Source organism: Nonomuraea sp. NEAU-A123 (assembly GCF_018603905.1).
Lineage (GTDB): Bacteria > Actinomycetota > Actinomycetes > Streptosporangiales > Streptosporangiaceae > Nonomuraea.
This window is the reverse complement of the sequence record NZ_JAHFZZ010000034.1, coordinates 25,513-48,289: the sequence shown is the minus strand read 5'-3', so window position 1 is coordinate 48,289 and position 22,777 is coordinate 25,513. Positions and strand designations below refer to the sequence as shown.

Annotated in this window: 26 protein-coding genes; 12 read left to right on the top strand and 14 right to left on the bottom strand. The window is 66.5% G+C overall.

Going from position 1 to position 22,777, the window contains the following annotated elements:
* Positions 1–197: 197 nt before the first annotated feature.
* The 11 genes from KLK06_RS53810 to KLK06_RS53760 form a co-directional block, all read right to left on the bottom strand.
* The gene (locus tag KLK06_RS53810; RefSeq protein WP_214643644.1) at positions 198–1,643 is read right to left on the bottom strand and encodes a glycine hydroxymethyltransferase; all 1,446 of its coding nucleotides are present in this window, start codon (positions 1,641–1,643) and stop codon (positions 198–200) included.
* An 83-nt stretch (positions 1,644–1,726) separates the two neighbouring features.
* Positions 1,727–2,032, bottom strand: coding sequence for a putative quinol monooxygenase (locus KLK06_RS53805; protein WP_284735402.1), 306 nt, complete (start codon positions 2,030–2,032; stop codon positions 1,727–1,729).
* Positions 2,033–2,051: 19 nt separating this feature from the next.
* A complete protein-coding gene (locus tag KLK06_RS53800) occupies positions 2,052–2,894 on the bottom strand; it encodes a phytanoyl-CoA dioxygenase family protein (RefSeq protein ID WP_214643642.1) in 843 nt (280 codons plus the stop codon).
* A gap of 2 nt (positions 2,895–2,896) precedes the next feature.
* Complete coding sequence (locus tag KLK06_RS53795; RefSeq protein WP_214643641.1) at positions 2,897–3,871, bottom strand: hypothetical protein; 975 nt, start codon at positions 3,869–3,871, stop codon at positions 2,897–2,899.
* Between the two features lie 2 nt (positions 3,872–3,873).
* Complete coding sequence (locus tag KLK06_RS53790; protein WP_214643640.1) at positions 3,874–4,665, bottom strand: class I SAM-dependent methyltransferase; 792 nt, start codon at positions 4,663–4,665, stop codon at positions 3,874–3,876.
* 264 nt (positions 4,666–4,929) lie between these two features.
* On the bottom strand, positions 4,930–5,874 hold the full coding sequence (locus KLK06_RS53785; protein WP_214643639.1) for a hypothetical protein: 945 nt from the start codon (positions 5,872–5,874) through the stop codon (positions 4,930–4,932).
* 177 nt (positions 5,875–6,051) lie between these two features.
* Entirely contained in the window at positions 6,052–6,246 is a 195-nt protein-coding gene (locus tag KLK06_RS53780; RefSeq protein WP_214643638.1) for a hypothetical protein, read from the bottom strand.
* A 110-nt stretch (positions 6,247–6,356) separates the two neighbouring features.
* Positions 6,357–7,016 (bottom strand): GNAT family N-acetyltransferase, encoded by a 660-nt coding sequence (locus KLK06_RS53775; protein WP_214643637.1) that lies wholly within the window; start codon positions 7,014–7,016, stop codon positions 6,357–6,359.
* A 16-nt stretch (positions 7,017–7,032) separates the two neighbouring features.
* Positions 7,033–8,535 carry an APC family permease gene (locus KLK06_RS53770; protein ID WP_214643636.1) on the bottom strand — a complete coding sequence of 501 codons (1,503 nt, stop codon included), beginning with the start codon at positions 8,533–8,535 and terminating at the stop codon, positions 7,033–7,035.
* 20 nt (positions 8,536–8,555) lie between these two features.
* A complete protein-coding gene (locus KLK06_RS53765) occupies positions 8,556–9,233 on the bottom strand; it encodes a GPP34 family phosphoprotein (protein ID WP_214643635.1) in 678 nt (225 codons plus the stop codon).
* A gap of 129 nt (positions 9,234–9,362) precedes the next feature.
* Positions 9,363–9,815 (bottom strand): hypothetical protein, encoded by a 453-nt coding sequence (locus KLK06_RS53760; RefSeq protein ID WP_214643634.1) that lies wholly within the window; start codon positions 9,813–9,815, stop codon positions 9,363–9,365.
* Positions 9,816–9,995: 180 nt separating this feature from the next.
* Between KLK06_RS53760 and KLK06_RS53755 the strand changes: the two genes are divergently transcribed.
* The gene (locus KLK06_RS53755; protein WP_308168911.1) at positions 9,996–11,144 is read left to right on the top strand and encodes a helix-turn-helix domain-containing protein; all 1,149 of its coding nucleotides are present in this window, start codon (positions 9,996–9,998) and stop codon (positions 11,142–11,144) included.
* Between the two features lie 12 nt (positions 11,145–11,156).
* Positions 11,157–11,744 (top strand): HD family hydrolase, encoded by a 588-nt coding sequence (locus KLK06_RS53750; protein ID WP_214643633.1) that lies wholly within the window; start codon positions 11,157–11,159, stop codon positions 11,742–11,744.
* Between the two features lie 202 nt (positions 11,745–11,946).
* On the opposite strand, the gene KLK06_RS62830 is transcribed toward KLK06_RS53750, so the two are convergent.
* Positions 11,947–12,651, bottom strand: a complete 705-nt coding sequence (locus KLK06_RS62830) for an NPCBM/NEW2 domain-containing protein (protein ID WP_214643632.1) — start codon at positions 12,649–12,651, stop codon at positions 11,947–11,949.
* A gap of 186 nt (positions 12,652–12,837) precedes the next feature.
* Positions 12,838–13,539 carry a GntR family transcriptional regulator gene (locus KLK06_RS53740; protein ID WP_214643631.1) on the bottom strand — a complete coding sequence of 234 codons (702 nt, stop codon included), beginning with the start codon at positions 13,537–13,539 and terminating at the stop codon, positions 12,838–12,840.
* A gap of 286 nt (positions 13,540–13,825) precedes the next feature.
* Between KLK06_RS53740 and KLK06_RS53735 the strand changes: the two genes are divergently transcribed.
* The 10 genes from KLK06_RS53735 to KLK06_RS62825 all read left to right on the top strand — a co-directional run bounded on the left by KLK06_RS53735 (position 13,826) and on the right by KLK06_RS62825 (position 20,319).
* Positions 13,826–14,182 carry a WhiB family transcriptional regulator gene (locus tag KLK06_RS53735; protein WP_214643630.1) on the top strand — a complete coding sequence of 119 codons (357 nt, stop codon included), beginning with the start codon at positions 13,826–13,828 and terminating at the stop codon, positions 14,180–14,182.
* A complete protein-coding gene (locus tag KLK06_RS53730) occupies positions 14,179–15,447 on the top strand; it encodes a DUF2637 domain-containing protein (protein ID WP_214643629.1) in 1,269 nt (422 codons plus the stop codon). The genes KLK06_RS53735 and KLK06_RS53730 overlap by 4 nt, the downstream gene beginning before the upstream one ends.
* Entirely contained in the window at positions 15,447–15,662 is a 216-nt protein-coding gene (locus KLK06_RS53725) for a hypothetical protein (RefSeq protein WP_214643628.1), read from the top strand. Before KLK06_RS53730 ends, KLK06_RS53725 begins: the two co-directional genes overlap by 1 nt.
* A gap of 161 nt (positions 15,663–15,823) precedes the next feature.
* Positions 15,824–16,048, top strand: coding sequence for a hypothetical protein (locus KLK06_RS53720; RefSeq protein ID WP_214643627.1), 225 nt, complete (start codon positions 15,824–15,826; stop codon positions 16,046–16,048).
* Positions 16,049–16,050: 2 nt separating this feature from the next.
* Positions 16,051–16,500 carry a hypothetical protein gene (locus KLK06_RS53715; protein ID WP_214643626.1) on the top strand — a complete coding sequence of 150 codons (450 nt, stop codon included), beginning with the start codon at positions 16,051–16,053 and terminating at the stop codon, positions 16,498–16,500.
* Positions 16,501–16,514: 14 nt separating this feature from the next.
* Complete coding sequence (locus KLK06_RS53710; protein WP_214643625.1) at positions 16,515–16,928, top strand: hypothetical protein; 414 nt, start codon at positions 16,515–16,517, stop codon at positions 16,926–16,928.
* Positions 16,925–17,779: a hypothetical protein gene (locus tag KLK06_RS53705; protein ID WP_214643624.1), complete on the top strand. Its 855-nt coding sequence runs from the start codon at positions 16,925–16,927 to the stop codon at positions 17,777–17,779. Before KLK06_RS53710 ends, KLK06_RS53705 begins: the two co-directional genes overlap by 4 nt.
* A gap of 43 nt (positions 17,780–17,822) precedes the next feature.
* Positions 17,823–19,715 carry a hypothetical protein gene (locus tag KLK06_RS53700; protein WP_214643623.1) on the top strand — a complete coding sequence of 631 codons (1,893 nt, stop codon included), beginning with the start codon at positions 17,823–17,825 and terminating at the stop codon, positions 19,713–19,715.
* Positions 19,715–20,008, top strand: coding sequence for a hypothetical protein (locus KLK06_RS53695; protein ID WP_214643622.1), 294 nt, complete (start codon positions 19,715–19,717; stop codon positions 20,006–20,008). The genes KLK06_RS53700 and KLK06_RS53695 overlap by 1 nt, the downstream gene beginning before the upstream one ends.
* A 71-nt stretch (positions 20,009–20,079) precedes the next feature.
* A complete protein-coding gene (locus tag KLK06_RS62825; RefSeq protein WP_308168909.1) occupies positions 20,080–20,319 on the top strand; it encodes a helix-turn-helix domain-containing protein in 240 nt (79 codons plus the stop codon).
* A 471-nt stretch (positions 20,320–20,790) separates the two neighbouring features.
* On the opposite strand, the gene KLK06_RS53685 is transcribed toward KLK06_RS62825, so the two are convergent.
* Positions 20,791–22,734 (bottom strand): hypothetical protein, encoded by a 1,944-nt coding sequence (locus KLK06_RS53685; RefSeq protein ID WP_214643620.1) that lies wholly within the window; start codon positions 22,732–22,734, stop codon positions 20,791–20,793.
* Positions 22,735–22,777: the final 43 nt, after the last annotated feature.

Below are 22,777 nucleotides of genomic sequence, written 5' to 3'. Positions count from 1 at the left end.
GTAAGGACCCGGACCAGGGCAGCAACCGGGCATCTACCGGACATTGGAACCGCTCCCGCTTTCGTGGAGGCCGTGATGCGGAGAGCGGGCGGGCATGTCGCCACCACGCCACTGTGGTGGCGGCGTGGTGGGCGTGGACGGTCGATACGTGGGAGCCCGGTCGCTCCTGGCCGGATGCCGCTCCCCAACCGCCTGGATCATCCCAGGTGGATCGCCGGGTAGAGCGGATACCCAGTCATCAGGTCGGCTGCCTCCTCTCTGACCTGGTCGCGGACCTTGGCGTCCAAGGTGTATTTGGCCGGCGAGGCTTTGCCGTCAGGCGTGGTGGCGGGCTGGGTGCTGGCCAGCACCGTGTGGATCAGGTGGGCGATGCGGTCCATGTCGGCCAGGTTGAGGCCTCGGGTGGTCAGGGCGGGAGTGCCGAGACGGATGCCGGAGGTGTACCAGGCGCCGGCGGGGTCGCGCGGGATGGCGTTGCGGTTGGTGACCACGCCCGCGTCGAGCAGGGCGGCTTCGGCTTGCCGTCCGGTCAGCCCGAATGTGGAGACGTCGAGCAGGACGAGGTGGTTGTCGGTGCCGCCGGTGACCAGGGTGACGTCCCGTCGTCGCAGGCCCTCGGCGAGCGCCTGGGCGTTGGCGACGACGGCCTCGGCGTAGCGGGCGAAGTCGGGCGTGCGTGCTTCGGCCAGGGCGACCGCTTTGGCGGCCATGACGTGCGGGAGCGGCCCGCCGAGCACCATCGGGCAGCCGCGATCGACCTGGTCGGCCAGCTCGGGCTGGCACAGCACCATCCCGCCGCGTGGGCCGCGAAGGGTCTTGTGGGTCGTGGTCGTGACGATGTGGGCGTGCGGGATGGGGTCGAAGTCGCCGGTGAAGACCTTCCCGGCCACGAGGCCGGCGAAGTGGGCCATGTCCACCATGAGGGTGGCTCCGACCTCGTCGGCGATCTCCCGCATAATCCGGAAGTTGATCTTCCTGGGGTAGGCGGAGTAGCCCGCGATGAGGACGAGCGGCCGAAACTCGCGGGCCTTGGCGCGGACGTGGTCGTAGTCGAGCAGGCCGGTGGCCGGGTCGGTTCCGTAGCTTGCCTGGTGGAACATCTTGCCAGAGATGTTGGGCCGGAAGCCGTGGGTCAGATGGCCTCCGGCGTCGAGGCTCATGCCCAGCATCCGCTGATTACCCAGGTCGCGGCGCAGTTCTTCCCAATCGCTGTCGGACAAGTCGTTGACGTGACGGGCTTGCGCACGCGCCAGGGCCGGAGCCTCCACCCGTTGGGCGAGCACCGCCCAGAACGCCACGAGGTTGGCGTCGATGCCCGAATGCGGCTGCACGTAGGCGTGGGCTGCGCCGAACAGGGCCGTGGCGTGCTCGGCGGCGATGCGCTCGACGGTGTCGACGTTGCGGCATCCCGCGTAGAAGCGGCGGCCGATGGTGCCTTCGGCGTACTTGTCGCTCAGCCAGTTCCCCATCGCTGCCAGCACGGCGGGCGAGGCGTAGTTCTCGCTGGCGATCAGCTTGAGGCTTTCACGCTGGTCCTGGAGTTCTTGCCGGATCGCTTCGGCGACGCGCGGTTCGACTTTCGTGATGAGGTCCAGCGCGGCGGCGAAGGCGAGCGAGTCGGCGGGCTCAGCAGGCAGGGCCATGATCGTGTCTCCGAGGTATGGGTGAAGAACAGCAGCCAGGCTTTCACACTCCGTGGTCATGGCGCTGCCATGCGGGCAGATCGTCATGACGGCCACGGCTCACTGTCTGACACGACGAACTTTCTTCCCTCGGGTCCGGCGCTCAGCACTGTGGGGAACGCCGCCATCACCGCGTGGAGCTGGGGCAGCTTGCCCTGGCGGTCCACAGCATCCTCATCGGCGTAGACCTCGATCGACACGAACCGGTGCGGGTCGTCGGGGTCTTGCAGGATGTCGAAGTTGATGACTCCGGGGATTCGACGGCTTGCTTCGGCCAACGCGGCGAACATGCGGCGAGCGCGCTCCAGATGGCGAGGGTCAACGGTGACGGCCACGCGGTAAAGGATCATCTGTCCTCCTGCGGCGTGGTCAGTAGCGGGCGCTGGTCGGATTGAGCCCGCCGTGGCCGAGCAGTTCCAGCAACGGCTCGTCCTCGCTCGATCGAGCCTGTTCGAGTAGCCGCTGGTAGGCGGCTGAGGGGAGGCTGGGTTCGAAGTTGAACTCTGGCATGAAGATTGACGACAGTTGCAGAGTGAGCAGGCGGCGCGTGGTCCGCTCGCTGTGGTTGGCGCCGCCGCGGTGCCACATGGCGGCGTTCATCAGCACGACTTGGCCAGGCTGAACCTGGATCATGACCTGGTCGTCGAGGGGGTCGTCGGTGGCCGGCGGCTGGTCGAGACGGTTGTGACTGCCCGGCACCACCAGCAGCGGCCCTGTCTGCTCGTCCGCCGCGTCGAGGTAGATCAGGCAGGTGATCACGGTCGGCGCTGATGCCAGCCGTGACGCTGGTGAGGTGTGGGGCCGATAGTCGGTGTGCCACACGGTCCCATCCCCGGTGCGTGGGTGGGTGACGCGCACGTTCGAGTTACGCAGCACGATCCGAGGGCCGAGCAGACAGCGGACAGTGTCGGCCAGGCCGAAGGACAGCAACGGGATCATGGCGATCTGCGGGTCCTGCTTGTGCGGGTCCCGGACGTACTGGCCGGAGAACTCCGCGTCGTAGGTTCTGTCCTCGGCGGAGGGGAAGTGTTCGGCCACCTGGAGGTCGATCGCATCACGCAGCAGGTCGATCGTGTCGTCGGGCATGCGGTTGGCAGGGACGACTACGCCTTGGTCGACGAACACGTTCTCTTCCTGCGGGGTGAGCATGGTGGTACAGGTGCGTTCGCGGAGCACGACGTCGGCGTTGTGGATGACGAAGTTGATGGTCATGTTCACCTGTCAGTGGGGGCGTGGGGACTTTGCAGCAGGCAGGTGCGCTGCTGTATGTGGTCCGGGAAGGTGCGCGTCTTGAACTCGAACAGCGACCGGATTTCCGAACCGCCAAGGTTCAGCGCTGAGGCGCCGGCGCGGCGCTGCTGAAGATAGATCAGCCACAGGAAGTAGGTGACCAGCCGAGGTTCGCTACGGGCTGCCAGATAGTAGCCGTGGGCGATGCCGGTGATGTCGGCGGTGATCGCGAAGGCGGCCAGCCGATCTCGGCGGGTCAGATAGTGGTAGGTGAGCCCATCGTGGTGGTGGGACGCCAGGCTGGCCGCGACGGCGTCGTTGAACCCGAGCTCGTGCTGATCGTAGTCGTCGGCTCGCGCCGCTTCGGCGTGGATGAGCGTGGTCTCGCCGATGCCGAGCGGTGCGGGCCGGGCGGTGTATTGACAGTGAGGGGCGTGCAGGAACACGGCCTCCCGCAGCGGCTTGTACTTGCGGCCGCCGGGCATCTCGACGGCAGGAGCGGTGACGATCACTTCGGGGTGTGTTTCGTCGTCGGCCGGCGCGTCGGCGTGCCAGGGACTGCTCATCTCCGTCCACCCCTGGTCGCGGAGGTGCTCGGCGACGGCTGGTGAGCAGTATCGGACGACCAGAGGTGGCCCCGCCCGGTCGTTGACCGACTGGGCAGCCGCGTCGAGGAGTCGCATCACGGCTTCAAGAGGGCCGACCGGGCGGATGGCGATTAGCTGTTTCACGTCGTCGCGCCAGGCCAGGCCCATCGCAGCGTTGTCGCGGCTCACGACGTGCCCGCGGCCACGGGCACGCAGCCAGTAGAACAGGCTATGGCTGCCATGCACGTCGGCACCGGCCTGCAGATAGGTCGGCAGGAGGTCCACACGGTTCAGGGTTGCCAGGGTGATCGGGCGTACGTCGGCGCCGAAGCGGTGGCGCAACGCGCGGGACACGGTGGCCAGGTGCGACATGCCTACCTCGCCTTCTTCTGCAGCGTCCACACGTGGGTGAACGCGGAGGGGCTGTAGTGGTCGCGCTCCAGGTCGCGGACACGTTCCACATGCATGCCTGCCGCGGCGGCCAGCTCTTGTAGCTGGTCGGCGTCCACCGCGTACTGGATGTGGGTTTCTGTCCAGCAGGTCGTGTTGGCGGCGTCTCTGCGTTCGACGACGCTGACGCACCGGTCCATCGCGGGTTCGTAGCGGTGATGCCAGTGCACGGTGCCGTCTCTGAGTTCCTGCACCTCGCTGTGGTCGCGCCAGTGGCGGCGCAGCAGGTGAGGAGAGGACAAGTCGGCGATCAGCCAGCCGCCAGGTCGCAGGCAGCGCCAGACCTCGCGCAGGCATTGGCCCAGCACGGGGATGGGCAGGTAGTTGAGGGTGTCGAAGCCGGACAGCATCAGGTCGGCCGACTCCTCGCCCAGCGGCAGAGCCTCGATGGGGGCGAGCAGTGTGCGATCGTAGGCGTTGGTGGCCAGGGCGAGCATCGCCGGGGACCGGTCCACGCCGATGCGTGTGAGCGACGGCATGTGAGTGGCGAGCAGCCGTCCGCCGATACCGGTCCCGGCCCCGAGATCGACGACCACCGCGGACCGGCGCGGCCGGATCTGCGCGGCTTCGGGCAGGACGCCGACGCGCCAGGTGTGTTCGGCCAAGTCGCCGAGCAGCGTGTGGTAGTCGTCGGCCAGCCCGCTGTAGGGCTCGGCTGCGTGCGTGTCATTGCAACGGCGTTCGTGGACGAACGCCGAGATCCCGTTTTTGATCACTTCAGTCTCCGAATGGACGTGCAGGGCCGGGCTCTCCCCAGCGGTGACGCTTTCGGCGGGCGTGGCAGCAGTGCCCGGATCAGCCGCCCTAACCGCCTCCAGACCGGGCGTAGTTCGGCGTTCTCGAGGTTTGGGAGCAGCCCGTAGAAGCCGCCATCGGGCGCGGGAGGGGGGAACATCGCTGGGTCCTAAGCGTGCCGAGAGTTGTCCGGTGTTGGCTGGAGGGCAGGATGAGCTGGTCGGCCGCCATGTCGTGAGCGGCTCTCATGCGTCCACGTCATAAGCCCAGCAGATGCGGACACGGGGGTAGTCCCTGCCGGGGGCGGGATACGGCTCACCGCGGAATTGGACGGGTTGCCCCTTGCGTAGCGGGAAGCCACCCTTGACCTCGCCAACCTTGACAAACCAGCGCGTTCCGTCGTTTTCGGTGATGAATCCGAAATGGGAGCCCGAATCCCAGCGGTTGACGGTGCCGTATCGGAATCCCAGTTCGGGTCGTGCAGTTCCGATGTTGGGGCCGCCGCCAGCTTTTGCGACGAACGGATAGGTGAGTCGATAGTCATTTTGCAGACCGGCGGTGATCAGGTCGGTCCATGTGGGTGTGTGGTCAGCGGCTTGTATCAAGGCAGGCTCGGTGATGAGCTCAACACGGTGGCCTGTGTCGGTGGAGTACCGCTCGTAGATGCTGGGGACGACGACTTGGATTCCGGCCTGATGCAGATGCCAGACGAGCGGAACGAAGTGAGCGTACGGGGCGATGAGAACGACGATGTCCAGCTTGGCGCTGGTCGCGGTGATGTGCGTGACCAGGGCTAGCTTGACGTCGGTGCCTATCTGAGCGTGGGACTTGCCGGCTTTACTGGTGGCGGTCATGGCGGTGTCGTGCCGGACGATCCCCTCCTCCTTAAGGATGCGGTCCCACATCGGTGAGGATCCCCAGGGGGTTCCGACCCATCCGCTGTCGTCCGTTTGCGCGTCTGCCTTCTCAGGAAGGCGGCCCAGAACGTAATGCGTCTCTGCCAGGACGACGCTGGCCAGCGGGTGGTTGTACTGGCGGTGCAGGTGCCAACGCATCAGGTCATGTACGCCGCCGAAATTCAGGCCGGCTTTCCACGGGGAGTGCCCGGCCATGTGCCGCCATAGCTGGGTGAACCAGCCACCGTCGTAGTAGATGCCGAACCGCAGAGGGCGCTGAGGGGAGGTAGTCATCGAGCCTTCAGAGGATAGGAGGGAGAAGGGGCTGGGCTGCTCGGGTGGGTACCGCTGCCGGGTTGCGTCAAGCCGCAGCGTTTACTGCCGGGGGTTATGTGGTCTCACGTGCTTGAGTGGCGGGCCGTGCCGATGGAATGTGGGTGGCCGTGAGACGGCGCGGAGAGGGACGCCGTCTCACGGCCGGTCGCCCCAGCCCAGCTCGGCCGGGGCGGTGCTGTGGGCTTGCGCGGGGGCCCGCAAGCCCACAGCGGGGGAAGGTCGTCGTTCCGGCTCGTGGTCAACGTATCCGGACCGCTCTTGGTCAAGCTGGTCCTGCTCTCCGGGGCGTTGTAGGCGCCAGCCCAGGACGATGAGCATGATGTGGTCCATCCCGAACGTCCTCGTGAATCGGGTGGCCAGAGCGGGGCGGAGGGGGGTCCTGCCCGAGCCTCAGGTATGATCGGCGGGTACGCGCACGCCGCCGCGGCAGGCGCCGACGTCTACCGCAGCGCCTCGTCATCGGTTCGCGCGGAGAGCCACATGGGGTAGAACAACGCCCCATTTGGCAGCCGGAACGGGTCGCCCTGATGCCTCCAACCGAGCCGCCCGTACAGCATCGCGCTACGCAGGCTGCTCGCTTCGAGGTAGACGGCCGCGTCAGGCCGCCGCGTGAGATGGTGGTTCACCAGGGCGCCGCCCAGCCCGTGACACTGGTAGCCCGGATGTACCGCGAGTAGCGCCAGGTAGTAGTGTGGCGCGGCTGGATGATGCTTGGCGAACAGATCGTCCAACACACGGAAGCGGTCAACGTGTTCTCCGGTGGCATCGGCCAGGCGGTCGTCGTAGTCCTCCAGTTGCGGCAGCGGCCCGTCGGTGAGGTCGAACCAGACCGCGACCCCGGCAGGAACGGGGCCAAGGTCGAGCCGCACATCGATGTCATCACCGATGCGGCCATCGTCGATGACATCGATCACGCCCTTCGTCAGGGCGTCCTCCAGGATGAGCCGAAAGTGGCTGGCCATGACTGGGTGGCGGCGGCCTTCGTCGTCCGGGTCCGGCACCAGGTAGCGCGCCGCATCCAGCGAGTTGAAGGCGGTGGCGATCAGGTCGGCGGCCGGCCCAATGTCGCTTACGACGCCCTGGCGGATGATCGGGGGCATGGAAGGTCTCCAGTCTCTAGTTGAGGGGTGTGCTGGGGAGGGCGGCCTTGGCGCCCATCCCGATCCGGGCGTACATATTGGGCTGGAGCCAGCGCAGGAAGACCCCGTACTGGACGCCGAGCGCCGCGACGGTCACATATAGCTGGGGCACGAAGGTGACGAGCCAGTGATCTTGCGGGACGCCGAGCAGGGCCGCGAAGTTGCTCGAGATCAGCCACATGATGGTGGCTAGGGCGCCTGCGGCCATCGCGGCGGGTGTCAGCCTGATGAGGCGTTGCCGGAGATCCTGCCCGTGGGCGTGGCGGGCGAAGTAGTAAATGACGGCGATGGACGTGACGAAGATCAGCAGCAGCACGCCGAATCCACCGGCGGTCCCGACGAAGTAAAACAAGTCCACCAGCGGGTCCAGGCCCGCGACGGCGTAGGTGACGATCACGGCCAGGCCGAGCACGCTCTGCGCGATGGAGCCGACCAGGGGCGCCCCGCTGCGCGGCCGGGTCCGGCCGAAGGCCGCGGGCAGCAGCCGCTCGCGGCCGAGCGCAAACGCATATCGCGCGGTCGCACCATGGAAGGCGACCTTCGCGGCCACCAAACCGGTAACGAACAGCACCTGCACGATGTCGACCATGAGGCTGCTCCAGTGCCCCGCGGCCAGCACGAAGATCGTACGCGCCCCGTCTCTGCGCGCCGTCTCCACGATGGCGCCGGGTCCGATGGCCACCGCCATCGCCCACGCCGACAGGGCATACAGCCCGGCGATGATCGCCACGGTCGCGTACGTGGCCCGAGGCACCGTGCGGCCGGGCTCGCGGCTCTCCTCCGAAAAGGTGGCCGCCGACTCGAACCCGACAAACCCCACGGCGGCGATCATGAGGCTCGGACCCAGCCCGGGACTGGTCAACGCGACGGCGGGAGACAGCATCTCCACCGCCATATCGGCGGCCGGGTGGAACAGATCGGTGACGTCCAGGACGAGGATCGCCGTCACCTCGGCCACGAGCAGGATGGCCAGCACCCGGGAGTTGACGCCAACGCGCATCACCCCCAGGACCGCCACCAGCGCCCAGGCGGCCAGGGCGATCAGCCACCACGGCGGAGAGATACCGAACCAGCGGTACAGCATCGGTGTCAGCGCCGAGCCGACCGCGCCGTACAAGCCCGTCTGCATGCAGTTGTAGGCGATCAACGCCACCCACGCCGCGCCCACGCCTGCCGGTCGGCCGAGCCCCCGGCTGATGTAGGTGTAGAGCGCGCCAGCGCTGGGCATGTGCCGGGCCATCGCCACATAGCCGGTGGAGAACGCCGCCAGCACGACGCCCATGATCAGGAACGCGGCCGGCAAGACCGTGCTCCCCGTGACGGCGTAAGCGGTCGGGACCAAACCGGCCACCACGGTGAGCGGCGCGGCCGCACTCATGGTGAAGAAGATGATCGCGCGGGCGTTGAGCCGGTCGGCGGCTAACGCGCCAGCGATCGGATCATGCCTGCTGGAGTGGCTGGTGGAGGGGGTGGTGCGCATCAGGTCCTCTCTTGAAGAGATCAGCGGTAGGTCAGAACGGAATCGCCGACCACAGCGCGTACGCCGCCGACCAGGTCCTTCAGCGGCTGCGGCATCCGCTCTTTCAGCAGAGCGGTCAGATACGCCGCGGCGGCTGGCCGGTCGGCGGGATCCTCGATCACCACGCGCATCAGGTCGCATGCGTCCACTAGCGCGGCCAAGAGCATGTCCTGCACGGTCATCGGTGCGCGCTCGTCCAAGTCCAGTCGCAGCCGGGTGGACGGCCACATGGCTTTCGTGAACTGGGTGTAGCGAAAGCGCTCACGGCCGAGAAGGGTGGGCTTCTCGCGCGTCAGGAGTCGGGCGGCGATCAGCCGCCCGGTCACATTCTTGACAGCGTTTTTCGCCAGATATTCGAGCCATGTGCGGACGGCGGTGTGTCGCGGCGAGGCCATGATGGAGGCGAGCGCGCCATCGGCCACGTTCTCGTGGACTCGCCGCGTATCGATGACGCGCAGATGCTCGCCTTCGACGGTGAGCCGGTCGCGCAGCACCAGCTCGCCGATCAGGGCGCCCGCTAGACCCAGTGTCGCCCGTGACGGGTGCAGGTAGGGCAGACCCGCGTGCGTGGTGTCCCACATCGTGAAGAACAGGTCATCGGCAAGCAGGAGCGCTGTCCTGCCGCGTGCGCCACCCGTAGCGGGTGGGGTCCAGTCCATGAGGGCGAGCCCTTCCAGTGATCATCGGTGCGGGATGGCGCTGGTTAGGAACTTGTGGGGGAAAGCGGATGGTGCACGAGGGTGGGTGCGTCCGCCTTCCCCATCCGGCGGCCGCGCGGCGCTGAGGGCTCAGGCCGCAGTCAGGGTGTCGGCGACCGGCGTGGGTCTCGCAGCCCAGCCGGGCATCCCGGGGGCGCGAAGTAGGACTTCGATAGGAATGTGAGGCGCCATCCGTGCCCACAGCGTGTCTGGGGCTTCTGCCTCGACGACCAGTCCCCCTTCCTGCCAGAAGCCCAGGTATATGGCGACAAAGCAGCGGTTGCCCAAGCTCCACATCACCAGCCACCAGCCGCCTGCACGTCGCTGGAGTTCCTCGGCGATAGGTATCGCCCATTTGTCGACTTCCGCGTCGATCTCGCTGGCCAGCAGCATGGTTGTCCTCGGGGTTCGCCGGCATGATGTAGGCCGAGGGCCCCTGGGCTTCCACATCACCTGCCGGCGGCCGCCCCACGACTCCTGCAACTGCGCGGCCAGGAATTGGGCCGTCTCGTCGCTCAGACTGGTGTCCGTTTCGGTCGTCATGCCGCGCCCCTTGCGGGGCGCTGGGCGTAATAGCCGAGCCCACCTGGTCGCATTTCCGTCTCCCGCCTGAACGATTCCGCCACCCAAGCGTTGATGAGAGTTACGCTGGGCTCGCTGAAAGCCACGCTAGGCAAGGCGCATGCGTTGAGGTACTGACCCTGAGTACGAGTAGCAACGGCGGTGATCACCACCATGGCTTCCCGCGGGAAGCGAACCCTGACTGATGGTCAGGGTTACGCCGAGCGCTCGTCTGAGGGCCGCATTTCGGGACACACGTTGAAGATCATCCGCCAGTCGGTTGGGCTCACCCAGGAGCGGTTCGCGGAGCGGCTCCGCATCGACGTCACCACAGTGCAGGGGTGGGAGTCGGGGCGTCGGCCGCTGATGGCAATCCCCATGGCGACCTACTTCGCTCTGCGCCAGACCCTCATTCAGCTTGGAGCCCAGCCCCAGCTCGTGCGACAGCTCGATACCGCGCTCGAAGCGGACCAGTTCATCGGGTATGTCCTGAACAGGCCAACCGAGGACGTGGCGGACGAGCACCCGCTGGCCTCCTGGGTGATCAACCGTACGTTCACCGAATTCGCGTCATGGCCTTTGACGGCATGCGCGCCTTCGACGCTCCGCCATCTGGCCGGCGATATGCGACGGCGAGGCCCTGCGGCCGCTTCACCTGCTTTGGAGACCGGTGAACGAGCACACTTCTTCGAGCATTTGAAGATCGCTGCCGAGAGCGCAAAGGATGATCAGCCTCGGAGTGCTCTACTGCGGCGGCAGGCGTACTACGTGGCGAGCTTCGACGACACGCCAGATACGGGTGAATGGCTGGCTAGCATGCAGCGATCCGAGATACGCAGGCTCCGGCGCACCAGTGAATGGACCCCTTCGTGGGCTGTAGTCCGCTCAGGTGCTCACTCGCTGGCAAGGCTGGGTGACCGGGAGGGCCTGCAGGAGTTCATCAGCACGCGACTGTCGGACGAAGTCTGTGAGATGGCCAACCTCAACTACTGGGCCTACTGGCTTGGAGAAGCAGCCGAGCCTCAGGCAACGGACCTGTTCATGATCAATCTTGGCTCCGAAGCCTGGCGGGGTACCAAGCTCTTTCGGCATCTGATGAACAGGCTGGATCCGCTAAACCCCTACATGGAGGTGGTGACCCACACCCTATGGGCGCTGATCATGCTTCGCCCTGGTGTGCTCGACCCCTCGGCAGCGAAGCAAGTGATCGAAAACGCTCGTCAAGCGCTGGATTACCCGGCAGTATCAGACCAGTCCCGGCGTGAGCTTGAGACCGTGGTTTACGCTCTGCGCATGATCGATCGAGGTTGAAGGGGTTCCTACGTGGAGGATCTGGCAGGGCTGACGGGCCTGCTCTACGAGATTGGCCTGCTCAAGCGCTACAAGCGCACAGGCTGGCTCGTCGCTGGTGTCCGTGAACCGGAGAGCATCGCGGAGCATTCGTTCCGCACGGCGATCATCGCAGCAGTCCTCGCCGCGATGGAAGGCGCAGATCCTCAGCGGGCGGCGTTCTTGAGCCTGTTCCACGACACCCAGGAGACGCGAACCACGGATATTCCCTATCTCGGAAAGCGGTACCTCCAGGTGGCGCCCAACGAGCAAGTCACAGCCGACCAGGTCCGCAACGTCCCCAGCGCTGTCGCCGACGTAATCAAAGGGGCAGTGGATGAGTATGAAACCAAGACGAGCCTGGAAGCGGTGTGCGCCCGTGACGCCGACAAGCTCGACTGCCTGATGCAGGCCATCGAGTATCGGGATCAGGGCCATCAGAACATGCAGTCGTGGATCGACACTTCGGTTGCGGCCCTGGCCACCGAGACGGGCAAACGTCTTGCGGAGGAAGTGCAGCGCACGGGGTCTTTGGAGTGGCTGGCGCATGCGCTGAACGGCGGATCCGCGCGGTCGAGCTAGGTGACGAAGTGCTTGGGCGGCCGGGGGAGGCTGCGGAGATCCGGGCGATCGTTGACGCCTGCGAGTAAATCGAGACCTCTAAGATGCGGTCCGAAGGTGGGCGCCACGCGACCCTGTTCACCTGGATGGGGAAGAAGGAAGAGGGCTAATTGGCGGGGCCGGTTTATATGTCGATTGTCAGTTAGCATCCCCAATCCCAGGATCATTTTTCTAGGCGCGCATCAGCCCAAATTGCATAAGTCTTGTTACAGTTGGAATCATAGTCGTCAATTTCAATTGACAATATGAGTCTGACGGTGTCGGAAATCGATACGTCGATCGATGCGGGGGCTCCTGGGTAAACCTTGCGATGGTAGATGGTGCCGCCGTCTGCTATAACGCTGAAATACACTGGAGACGCTCTCTCTGAAGAGTCGTCTATGCCGACTTTTGCCTTGAACTTCTTGTAGCCTTTGCGGATAATGTAGGTTTGCTGGCTCGTCTGAATGATGGAGCAAGTCGACGACCAGAGGGAGTCGGGGTAGGACTTTCCGTCTATATCGCCTTTCGTTATTTCCCACGTGTCCCCCGTTTCTTGGTCGATGGAGACAAGATCTCTTACCATTGTGGGGGGAAGCGCTTGAGAGGTGGCTGGTTTATCCGCCGGACTCTCCGATGGCGAAGGGGTTGATGGCGATAAATATGAGTCCCTATTGCTTGGCTGGGTGCTGTGATTGTTAGTAGATGTGGTCGGTCCTAGGGTGGCTGATCTGCCAGGATTTTCTGCTCCCGACTGAATCTGTGCTCCGCCTAGTGTGGCGGCTCCACCTAATAGTGCGGCGACGATGCCTCCCGCAACGGTTATCCAGGCGGCTTTGATTGCGAGGCTGCTCCCCTTTTCTTGAGGGGGCTGCGGATTACTGCTCACGCGCGCATGCTACCTGGCCGGGATTGGGAGTTTGCGAAAATCTGAAACATGTGCCCAATGGGCGTATTTGCGAGGTTTATTAGTTAAAGTACGATTTGTGGCAAGATGTTGAGCCTTTGAGTCACACGAACGGTTCCTGGCAGATCGCCATGGGCTCTGATAGAGGTTCGTCCCAGCGTTCGGGAATCAGGGCGAAGTTATGGGCAGACGCTGGTCGGTGATGTGGACCCGCTGCGGGTTGACAAGGCGGCGCAGCAGGTGGAGAGGCTGGCCGGTGTCGCCGTAGGTGATACGGGTGATGTCAAGCAGGGGGCTGCCGCGGCTGACCCGGAATTTCGACGCTTCTTTCGGGCTGGCCGAGCGGATGCGGGTGCGCAGCTCCACGACGCCAGATGACCGCTCCACGTCGAACGCGTCGGCTTCGTGCCGCTCCTCGGATACGTACGTCTGGTCGAGGCACACGAGCTGGCCGTCGATGTCGCCGTGTAGTTCCCAAGTGACGACGGGGGAGTCAGGATCGAGATGTAGACCTTGGGCAACTTCCTCGGCCGCAGCCTCGTCGCGGGTCCTGTGCGCCGTCAGGTGGCCGGTGGTTCCGGCCCGGCGGCAGGCGGCGGCCCATGCGGTGGGCTCGTCGCGCCGCTCGATGGCCATGGCGATCTCTATGGTGACGGCCGGCCCTCGGACGATCATGCCCTTGTTGGCGACGCGCCAGATCAGCCCTTCCTCTTTCAGTTCCCGCATGGCGTTGGTGATGACGTGCCTGCTGATGCCGTACTCCCGCATCAGTTCTTCGGTGTGGGGGAGTGGTTCGCCCGCCGGATAGGAGCCGTCGAGGATCTTGGTCCGGAGGTCGGCTAGGACCTCGGGAAACCTCGCGACGGGCACGGGCGGGCTCCTTCGTCGGGCTGTTCGGGCTAGCGTTGATCGTAGTACGAGCGGCGGCAGGGTGCGTCTCACCTGCGGGCTTGACAGTGATCGTTAGGTGATGCACCATGACTAAAGCGATGTTGTTTACTGGTAAACACAGCGTAGCAGGGTGCGAAAAAGCGTCCTCCGCTCCACCGGAAAGCCGCCACTATAAGCCCTTGCGGGCCCACACCCGGAACTCCACTTCCAGGCGGGGCCCTAGATCACCAGGTCTCTCACCCCTCGTGAAAGGAACCGAGACCCGATGTCCAGCCACATCGTGGCATCACGCCGCCACACTGTCACATCCGACCCCGAGCGCCAGGCCGCCGCCCGCCTGCGCGAGCTCGACGAACTCCTGCTCACGTCCAAGGCGCTGTGCCGCCAGCCGGGCACCGACCCCGACGACTGGTTCCCCATCGCGGAGACCGCCGACGCCTACGAAGAGGCGTGCAAGCGCTGCTCGGGCTGCCCCTTCAGCGGGCTGGCCGGCCCGTGCGTCGAGCGGGCAGGGCTCCTGCCGTACGACCCGATCGGCGTCATCGGCGGCACCGACCCCGCGCTGCGCCGCCAGCTCGGCATCGGCACGTACTTCGAGGGCTACGACGGGATGGCAGCGTGACCACGCCCCGCGAGCTGACGCAGGCCGAGAACAACGCCATCAACGCCGTCACCATCGCAGTCGGCGTCCTCGGAGTGATCGGCTTCGTCAACTCCTTCAAGAAGGTCATGGACGCCGCGGCGCCCACCTTCGGAGCGTTGGCGTTCACCGTCCCGCTCGGGATCGACCTCGGCATCCTCGCGTTCTCCGCGCTGGACATCGTGCTGGCCCGCCTGGAGATGAGGATCGTGTGGCTGCGGCTCATCCCGTGGGCGCTGACCGGCGCGACGGTCTACCTGAACGTCGCCACCGAGGAGACCCTGTTCGGTGTCGTGGCCCACGCCACGCTGCCGCTGCTGTGGGTCGTCGCGGTCGAGGTCGGCGCGCACGTCGTCCGCAAGCGGGCCAGATTGTCGAACCCGACGCGCATGGACAAGATCCGCATCTCTCGCTGGATTCTCGCGCCGCTGAAGACGTTCGCTCTGTGGCGGCGGATGGTGCTGTGGGAGATCCGCTCCTACTCGGATGCCCTGGGCCGTGAGCGTGACCGCGTGCTGGCCAAGACGGACCTGCAGGACGAGCACGGCCGGTTGTGGCGGTGGAAGGCGACGCGTCGCGAGCGGGCGCTGTACCAGCTCGGCGAGCTCGCTCCGGTGACGCAGCCGCGCGCGATCGAGGCTGGCACGGGTGTCACTTCCCCGGCTCCCGTGCCAGCCGAGGTGAGCGACGCGACCGGTGACACGACGACTGGCACGACGACTGGCACGGCCAGTGGCACGACGGATGGCACGACGGGCGTGCGCTGGCGTGATGTGCGTGTCACAGGCGATGGCACGAAGAACAGCACCGTGTCACGCGGCAATGGCGTGACACCGACTGTGTCACCGACGCCCGTGTCACCCCCCGTCAAGCCTGCGGCACGCCGCCCGAATGGCACGCGTCAGGGCACGGCCGCGCCACCCACTGACAGAGAGCTTGAGCAGCGCATTACGTGGCTGCACAACCTCGCCAAGGGGAAGCCCGGCATGACCGTGGCGGAGCTGCGTGACGCGGTGCTCGACGAGTACAAGGTGAGCCCCCGCACGGCTTACCGCTACATCGAGAAGGCCGGACTTGGCGAGCGTGACGCGGCTGATGGCACAAGCGGTGGCACGGCTGGTGACACGGGTGACACGCCCGATGACACGGCCGGTGACACGCCCGATGGGGTGACCCGTGACACGACTGACAACGACGTGGCACACGCCACTGACACACCGATTGACGACGGCGAGGGAGCGAACTGATGACGACCAGCCAGACGAACCAGGCGACCGAGTGGTCCTGCTACGTGCCGATGTGGGACGACGCCAACGACGACTTCCACAACGGGTGGCTGACCTACCGGACGGACGACCCGTACTCCGTCCACTTGGAGATCGAGGACTGGCCCGCCCCGGTGCCGACCAGAGAGGCGCGGATCGACTGGGACGCCGTGATCGCCAACCTCATGCGGACGTGACCGACCGTGACCAGTCGTCAGGCGGTGTTCGCCACCGACCAGAGCCGGAGCCCGCCGCCGCGCCGCGACTCGACGCGCGCAGGTGTACGTGCGCGCACGTGCGCGAGAGCGTACCACGGCCCCGCCAGTCGTAACCGACCGTGACGATCGGGAGGAGTCACGTGCCCACCAAGCCGACCCGCCGTAAGGCCCGCAAGGCCCGCTATCACGCCAGCATCGTGGGCGCGCCAACTGCCAAGGAGGCGTTCCACGAGGCCATCCGCTACCTCACGGCCGAACTCGCCGACATGCACAACGTCGACGAGGCCGAGGGCGATCGGCTCTACACGCACTACGCCGCTGAGCTCCGGAGCAGCGGCGACGACGTCAACCGCCAGAGGAGGTGACCATGCGCAGCATCCGCTCCCCGTATCCCGCCGAGCCGCAGCCGAAGGACGAGCAGCCCGACCAGGCCGCCGAGCAGCCCCAGGCCGCCTCCGACGCGGACGAGCAGGTCGCCCCGGTCGTGCCCCTGCGCGAGGACCAGCCCCAGTCGCTCGCCAAGCCTGCCGCGCCGCGACTGGAACAGCTCGTCGAGTTCCTCCAGGGCCCGCTGTCGGACTGGATCGCCCGCGAGCGACCCTCCTACATGCCCTCGCCCATCACGTTCATCCGTGAGCGGTGGTCGCCGCAGTGGCTCCCGAGCGACGCAGGTCTCGTGCTGTGGGCATGGCGGGTGCTGCTCCTGGCCCGCGCGCTGCTCTACACCGCGTTCTACATCCCCGCCATGACGATCTTCCTCCCCGAGCTGACCACAGCCGCGATCATCGCCTACCTCATCCTGCACTTCTTCGCCTGAAAGGACCCCTCACCGTGGACAACCTGCTCGTCGGACTCGGCGGCGTGACCGCCCTTATGCTGGCGTTCGGCATCGTCTTCACCTGGAAGAAGACCGCGCCGAAGTTCACCGCCTGGTGGATGCTCGTAGCCGGGTTCGGCCTGATCGGCACGTTCTTCGAGGCCGTCGTCCGCACGGTCACCGGCCGCCTGCACCCCGTCGTCCCGTCGATCCTGCTGGGCGTCTGCGTGGCCATCTGGCTCGCGGACGTATGGGGCAAGAAGAACGCGGTCGGCCGGGCCACCGCGATCGTCGCTCCCGCCATCCCCACGCTGCTGGTCGTCAGCGCCATCACGATCTTCGGCATCAACACCGCAGACCTTGGCCGCGACGCCAAGAAGGCGTGGCAGGACACCATGACGGCCAACGTCGAGGGAGGCCGCAAATGATCACCATGATCCTGCTGCTGGCCCTGTCCGGAGTCATCACCGCCGCGCTGGTCAAGCGCCCTGACGCCCGAGCCGCCACCATGGGCGGGCTCCGGGCCGGCGCAGCGCAGGCCGACATCGAGTTCCGCAAAGGCTTCACCGCCGCGCGCACCCACTACGACCAGGCCCAGAAGTACCTCACCCGCCCGACCGCGTCCGGCGCCCCGCCGGGGCCGCGCAACCTCCGCTGGTGGACGTCCCTCGCCTTCGGGGTCGTCGGCGGCACCACCGCAGCGGTCGCGGGCGGCACGTACGGACTACTCAAGGTTCTCGGTGGGGCCGTCCGCATCGGTCGCCAAGCCGTCGAGGGTGCCCGCCAGGCATACCGCGACTACCAGGCCACCCGCGAGATCGAAGAAGCCGAGGTGGTCGAAGAGGCCGAGGAGGAAGCGCCAGAGACCGAGGAGAACCCGCCTGAGGAGACGCCCGAGCTGTCTGCCGCCGCCGACGAGAAGCCCGCCAACAAGCCCGTCACCGACCTGACCAGCTACGACAGCACTGAAGGGACCACCGTGAACGCCGAATTCACCAGCTTCGCCCAGCTCAAGCACGACCACGACACCGCCAACACCGACATGATTCAGGTCGCCGCCGCCATCGACGGCCAGATGGCCGGCCTCCTCCAGAAGAACATGGGCCACGGCGCGCTCATCACGGCGCTGATGGCCGCGCACGAGACCGTGAACCAGCTCGCCGCTCAGCACCAGAACATCGCTGACCTCGCCGCCGCCCAATCCAACGTGGCCGAGGCCCACGCGGCAGTCGGCGGCGTAGACAACGTGGCCGACAAGGAGGCGTACGCGGGCGGCTGACCCCGCCGTACGTCCAGCATCATCCACGCGAAAGGAGCTTCCATTGTCCGAGGTCCGCAAGCTGAAGCCGACCGATGATGTCGCCCGTACCGTGCGGCAGGTCGCGTTCCGTCAGCGGTACCGCATGGTGATGGCGGCTCCGTTCGGCTGGTTAATTGCGCTACCGCTTTCAGCGGGACTCCACCTGCTGCCGGTGCACCCGGCCGTGGCCGTCCTCATCGCGGCGGCCACAGTGGTTGTCCCGGTTCGCAAGGCGGTCCAGGGCGGCCGCAACGTCGCCGCCGCGGCGTTCGGCGCAGCCTGGCTCATCTCCACCTCGACGGTCGGCCCCACGGGGCTGGCCGCCGAGGTCGGCGTGGCCGGCTGGCTGACGTTCGCGTTGCTGCACTGGCGGCGCCACCGCCGTCTGCCCCTGCCCGGCCGGAAGGAGACGATCGAGGATGAGCCGCCGTTCACCGTCGAGCAGGTCGAGATCGACCCCGAGGTGGCACGGATCATCGCCCGATTCCACGAGCGTCTTGCCACCAAGGGCAAGGCGCTGGACGGCATGACGCTGACGACGCCGAAGCGGATCGACGCCGGTTACCGCGCGGAGATCCACGCGGTGCCGGGCGAGAAGGAGACCAAAGACATCATGCAGGCGGCCGGAAAGGTCGCCTCCGCGTTCCAGACGACGACGCAGCTTGCCGTGCTGGAGGAGGTGTCGTACGGCGACAACAGCCGGGCGATGTTCACCCTGCTCAAGGGGGACACGCTGGCTGAGGTGCGCCGGTTCGAGGACATCCAGCCCCGCATCGGCAAGGACGGCCGCGCGCACATCGGCTACTTCTACGACCTCGCCCCGGCCCACTGGGCGTTCTTCACCCAGTCCGGTGGCATGCGGCACGGCATCATCGTCGGCGACTCCGAAGCGGGCAAGTCCCGGTCGGTGGAGACGCTGCTCGGCCTGGCCCACCTGTCCGACAAGCTCGCGACGGTGCTGCTCGACCCGCAGGGCGGCTCCATGCCGGACTGGAACGACAACACCCACCGCTGTGCCCTCGGCGAGGACGACTGCGCGGACGAGCTGGGGCTGTGGCACTGGGTGATGCGCCGCCGCGTTCACCACCTCGCGCGGATCCCGTGGATCGACGAGGACGGCGACGAGCGGTGCGGCAAGACGCACCTCGTGCCCGGCGACCCCGATGCCGGTGGCATGACTGGCATCTTCTTCGTCCTGGAGGAGGCGCCCGAGTTGCTGACCCACGACGTGCACGGCAAGAAGGCGGTGGGCCTGCTTGCATCCGGCGCGAAGACCTGGCGCAAGGGCGGCGGCGGGATCGTTCTGGTCGCCCAGGACCCGAACATGACCGAGTTGGGCGGGTCGGTGACGCTGCGGGCGCAGCTCCGTAAGAACGCGTGCGCGCTACGGACGCAGACGCCCGGCGCGGCCTACCAGATGGGGCTCCCGCACGACCCATCGCTGCTCCCGGCGACGTTCAAGAACGGGAAGTTGACGCAGGGCCTGGCCTACCTGTCCGGGATCGACCGGCGGGCCGCCCTGATGCGGTGGCTGTACACCGAGAAGCCGAAGCTCATCGCCCGACAGCCGGCCGCGGGCCGGATCGACGACCTGACGATGGGCTGGATCGAGGAGTTCGTCCAAGCGAAGAAGGACGGGCGCGAGCCGCGCGCTGGCAAGCGCGCGGCTGCGGAGGAGCCGCGTTCGACGCCTGGCGACGTGAAGGCGGCGATTGTCGATGTGCTCGCCGAAGCGGAGGGCCTGGCGCTGGAGCTGGGGGAGCTGCTGCACCTGGTGCTCAAGCGGCGGGTGACGGCCCCGCCGAGCGAGATCCACGCGCAGCTCAAGCGACTCGTGAAGGACGGGCGGGTGTGGCTGGTCGGCAACGACGGGGGAGAGGCTTACGCCTTGCTTGAGGAGATTCTGGAGACCTGATGAAGGCACTGTTCCGGGTCGAGATGGTGGCGGCCTGGCTGGCGGTTGTTTGGGCGGCCGCGCCGCTGGCGCAGGTGGCCAGCGGGGGCTTGGCGGTGACGGTGCCGCTCGTTGTCGTGGTGGTCGGCGCGGCCCTCGAGGATCTGGAGCGGCACGGGGCGGGCGTGGTCGGCATCGTGCTGACGGCCGTCGCGGTGTGGGGGCTGGTGGTCGCTACGTGGGGCGTGATCGGCGGAAGTGCGCTGGTGCTGTCGGCCGCCGTGATTCTCCTCCTCAGTGAGGTCGGGCATTAACAATCGGGAGATAGGGAGCGTCTGACGCGTCTGACGCGTCATATACTCAGGATGGCAACCAGTGCGAAAGCATGACAAATGCGGCTGATGCTCAAGGGTGGCGGCCGACTGGCGGAGGGACAACGGTGGCGGAGAAGCACCTGACTCCAGAGGATCTGGCGGACCGGGTGGGTGTACCCGTCTCGACGGTGTACCAGTGGAACTCTCGTGGCGGTGGACCGCGCTTCATGAGGATCGGCAGGTATGTCCGCTACAAGGTCGTGGATGTGAACGCATGGGAGGAGTCGTTGTATGCGGAGCAAGTCGGCTGATCTGGCTACCTCCACGACCCTGGATCACTGTCTGTGATCTGGGGCCGTGGCGTTTCTGGCAGTCGCTGCCCTTCGTCTGGTTCTGTTCCAGTTCTGCCCGACGGTGGCTAGCGATGACAAACGATGGCAAACGAAGGCAAGAGTCTGCCCAGGTCAACGCAGCTTTCAGGGTATTAGCCGCAGGTGGGTCTTTGGGGCGCCCAAGATCTACACCATCTTCGAGGGGACTTCCGAGATTCAGCGGTTGATCATTGGGCGGGCGGTTACTGGGTTGCCCGTCCGGTGATGGGCGTCGTGGAGTTTCTCCAGGCCGTCCGCCTCGACGGCTCGGCGAACTTCGTCGGCACCGAACGCTTCACCGGCACGCTCACCAGCCGTACGGGGACTTTCCTCCTGCGTCAACGGCGGAACCGTTTAGCCCCCGCTCCCGCGGGCCCATGCGAGGTCCGCAGGAGCGTGCTTCTGATCGCGTCACCTTTGAGACCGAGTGTTCTCCGTTCCAGCAAGCGGATCGCCTCGACGGCGGTCCCGGCTCAGCCATGCCCGTCCCTCCGCCGCGATCCCCTCCAGGACGTGCAGAGTGTGGTGCAGCCCCGCCGCGTCCAAGGTCACCGTGGAGACGCTTCCCGGAGCCTCGCCCTCCTGCAGTTCCTCCGTCGCCGCCTCCAGCATCTGGACGTCGATCTTCTGACCGTCCATGAGGGTGAGCTCGAAGGTGCGTTCGTCGTCGTCCCTGTGTCTCACGCGTACGGAGGCAACCGCTTCGAAGCGGTAGTTCAGTCTGTGGCGGTCGTGGAACGTGGCGTTCGCGAAGTCGAGGGTTACGGCAAGCTGCCGGACACCGTCGTTGGTGAGGACGAAGACGAGGAGGTGATACCTCTTGTACCGCCAGGGACCGCCCCGCACGCGGGCCCTGTCGGCGGAACCTGCGGGCGCTTCGAGGAACGCGTGCGCGATGACGTTCCTCATGGACAGCCGGTAATGCTGCAACGCCTCGTTCAGTAGCATCTGTCGGTCGTGGTCCAGCCACTCGGCCATCTCCCGGTCCTGAGGCCTGTCGGAGAGGCGCTCCTTCCAGCGCGCGAAGGCGATCTCGCTCTCGTCCAGTCGGTTCTGTGCCTCCGCTTTGTCAGCCGTGTACCTGCGGTACTCCAGAGCGATCACCGGCCAGGCACGTATGGCGAGCCAGCTACCGGCGACGATCAGGAGGGTGGTGAGTATGGCGCCGAGCAGATCGATGCCCAGCACCGCGCGTTCGGCCCAGATCTCCGCGGCGACGTAGAGCAGCGCTCCGAGCAGGGCCGCCGCTTTGGTGCGCGGGGGCGTGGCCAGCTCCACCCGGTAGTCCCAGAGCGTGCCGTTCGCCCAGCGGGTTCTGACCTGACTGGCCCGGTCCCGGATGAGCCAGTTGATCGTCTTGGCCGGGGTTCGTTTCTCCCGGTACGCCTCCACGATCTCGTCTCGCAGGCGCTTGCGGATGCCGGCGGTCTGCGCGAACCAGGCATCTCGCTCCATACCGTGCGGTACGTACAGGGCGAAGTAGTGGTCGAATCGATGGTCGACACTCCTGGCAAAGCCTCCAGGAGGCGCGGTCGTCTTGGGAGGCGGCCCCATTGCATGCTCCGCGTCCTTGGCGCGGCGCCGTTGTGAGCGGAAGCGCCATTCGATGCCGTTCCCCGCGGCGAGATAGCCGCCGACGCCTCCGGCCAGGAGCAGGGCGAACAGGGGGATGAGCAGGCCGCCTCGCGCGAGGAGATAGCCGAGGAAGGCCGTGGCCGCGAGCCACAGCAACGTCCCCGTCAACGCCTGCGCCCAGGTACCGACCGCGATCGCGGGAGGATCCGCCTGCCGTACGCGAGGACCGGCAGGCGTGGGCTGAAAGAACTTCCAGACTCGATCCTTGCGGCCGTCGGCCAGTTGGCCCTCACATGCGCGATCGAGGGAACGCATCCACATCTGCTCCTTGAGCTGGCCCTTCAGGACCATCTCCAAGTGGCGCAGTATCAGAGCTCGCTGGATCGGCCTGAGCCTGTCGAACTCCATGATCAGGACGGGGACATCTGTGTCCGGCCCCTCATCGAAGTCGAGCAGCCTGCGGATGACCCGCACACCCTCCGCCCAGGAGTCGTCCTGGGTGAGCGGGAGCCGACGGGCGGAGTCCCGCAGACTGGCGATCTCCTCATCGGGCAGCTCGTCCTGCGTCCGCCCGCTCAGAAGTGCGAGAAGCCAGTAGAAGCAGACCCGGTTGGTGGAGTATCCGGCGACGACGGCATCGTTGATGAGATGCCAGGCGCGCTCTCGCGCACCGCTGTCGAGGAGTCGCATACCCGTCTCGAACTTCTCCTCCGGCGTCGCGTCTGGAGGCGCCATGTAGTTGTTGACGTCGCCGTGAACCACTCCCGCCTGCACACCCACGTGCGAAGATTCGGCAGCGGTATTCCCTCCGCCGGCTTCCTGG

Excerpts from the sequence above, each read along its gene's own strand:
- KLK06_RS53810 (WP_214643644.1), bottom strand. The coding sequence starts at position 1,643 with ATGGCCCTGCCTGCTGAGCCCGCCGACTCGCTCGCCTTCGCCGCCGCG.
- KLK06_RS53805 (WP_284735402.1), bottom strand. The coding sequence starts at position 2,032 with ATGATCCTTTACCGCGTGGCCGTCACCGTTGACCCTCGCCATCTGGAG.
- KLK06_RS53800 (WP_214643642.1), bottom strand. The coding sequence starts at position 2,894 with ATGACCATCAACTTCGTCATCCACAACGCCGACGTCGTGCTCCGCGAA.
- KLK06_RS53795 (WP_214643641.1), bottom strand. The coding sequence starts at position 3,871 with ATGTCGCACCTGGCCACCGTGTCCCGCGCGTTGCGCCACCGCTTCGGC.
- KLK06_RS53785 (WP_214643639.1), bottom strand. The coding sequence starts at position 5,874 with ATGACTACCTCCCCTCAGCGCCCTCTGCGGTTCGGCATCTACTACGAC.
- KLK06_RS53780 (WP_214643638.1), bottom strand. The coding sequence starts at position 6,246 with ATGGACCACATCATGCTCATCGTCCTGGGCTGGCGCCTACAACGCCCC.
- KLK06_RS53775 (WP_214643637.1), bottom strand. The coding sequence starts at position 7,016 with ATGCCCCCGATCATCCGCCAGGGCGTCGTAAGCGACATTGGGCCGGCC.
- KLK06_RS53770 (WP_214643636.1), bottom strand. The coding sequence starts at position 8,535 with ATGCGCACCACCCCCTCCACCAGCCACTCCAGCAGGCATGATCCGATC.
- KLK06_RS53765 (WP_214643635.1), bottom strand. The coding sequence starts at position 9,233 with ATGGACTGGACCCCACCCGCTACGGGTGGCGCACGCGGCAGGACAGCG.
- KLK06_RS53760 (WP_214643634.1), bottom strand. The coding sequence starts at position 9,815 with ATGACGACCGAAACGGACACCAGTCTGAGCGACGAGACGGCCCAATTC.
- KLK06_RS53735 (WP_214643630.1), top strand. The coding sequence starts at position 13,826 with ATGTCCAGCCACATCGTGGCATCACGCCGCCACACTGTCACATCCGAC.
- KLK06_RS53725 (WP_214643628.1), top strand. The coding sequence starts at position 15,447 with ATGACGACCAGCCAGACGAACCAGGCGACCGAGTGGTCCTGCTACGTG.
- KLK06_RS53715 (WP_214643626.1), top strand. The coding sequence starts at position 16,051 with ATGCGCAGCATCCGCTCCCCGTATCCCGCCGAGCCGCAGCCGAAGGAC.
- KLK06_RS53705 (WP_214643624.1), top strand. The coding sequence starts at position 16,925 with ATGATCACCATGATCCTGCTGCTGGCCCTGTCCGGAGTCATCACCGCC.
- KLK06_RS53695 (WP_214643622.1), top strand. The coding sequence starts at position 19,715 with ATGAAGGCACTGTTCCGGGTCGAGATGGTGGCGGCCTGGCTGGCGGTT.
- KLK06_RS62825 (WP_308168909.1), top strand. The coding sequence starts at position 20,080 with ATGACAAATGCGGCTGATGCTCAAGGGTGGCGGCCGACTGGCGGAGGG.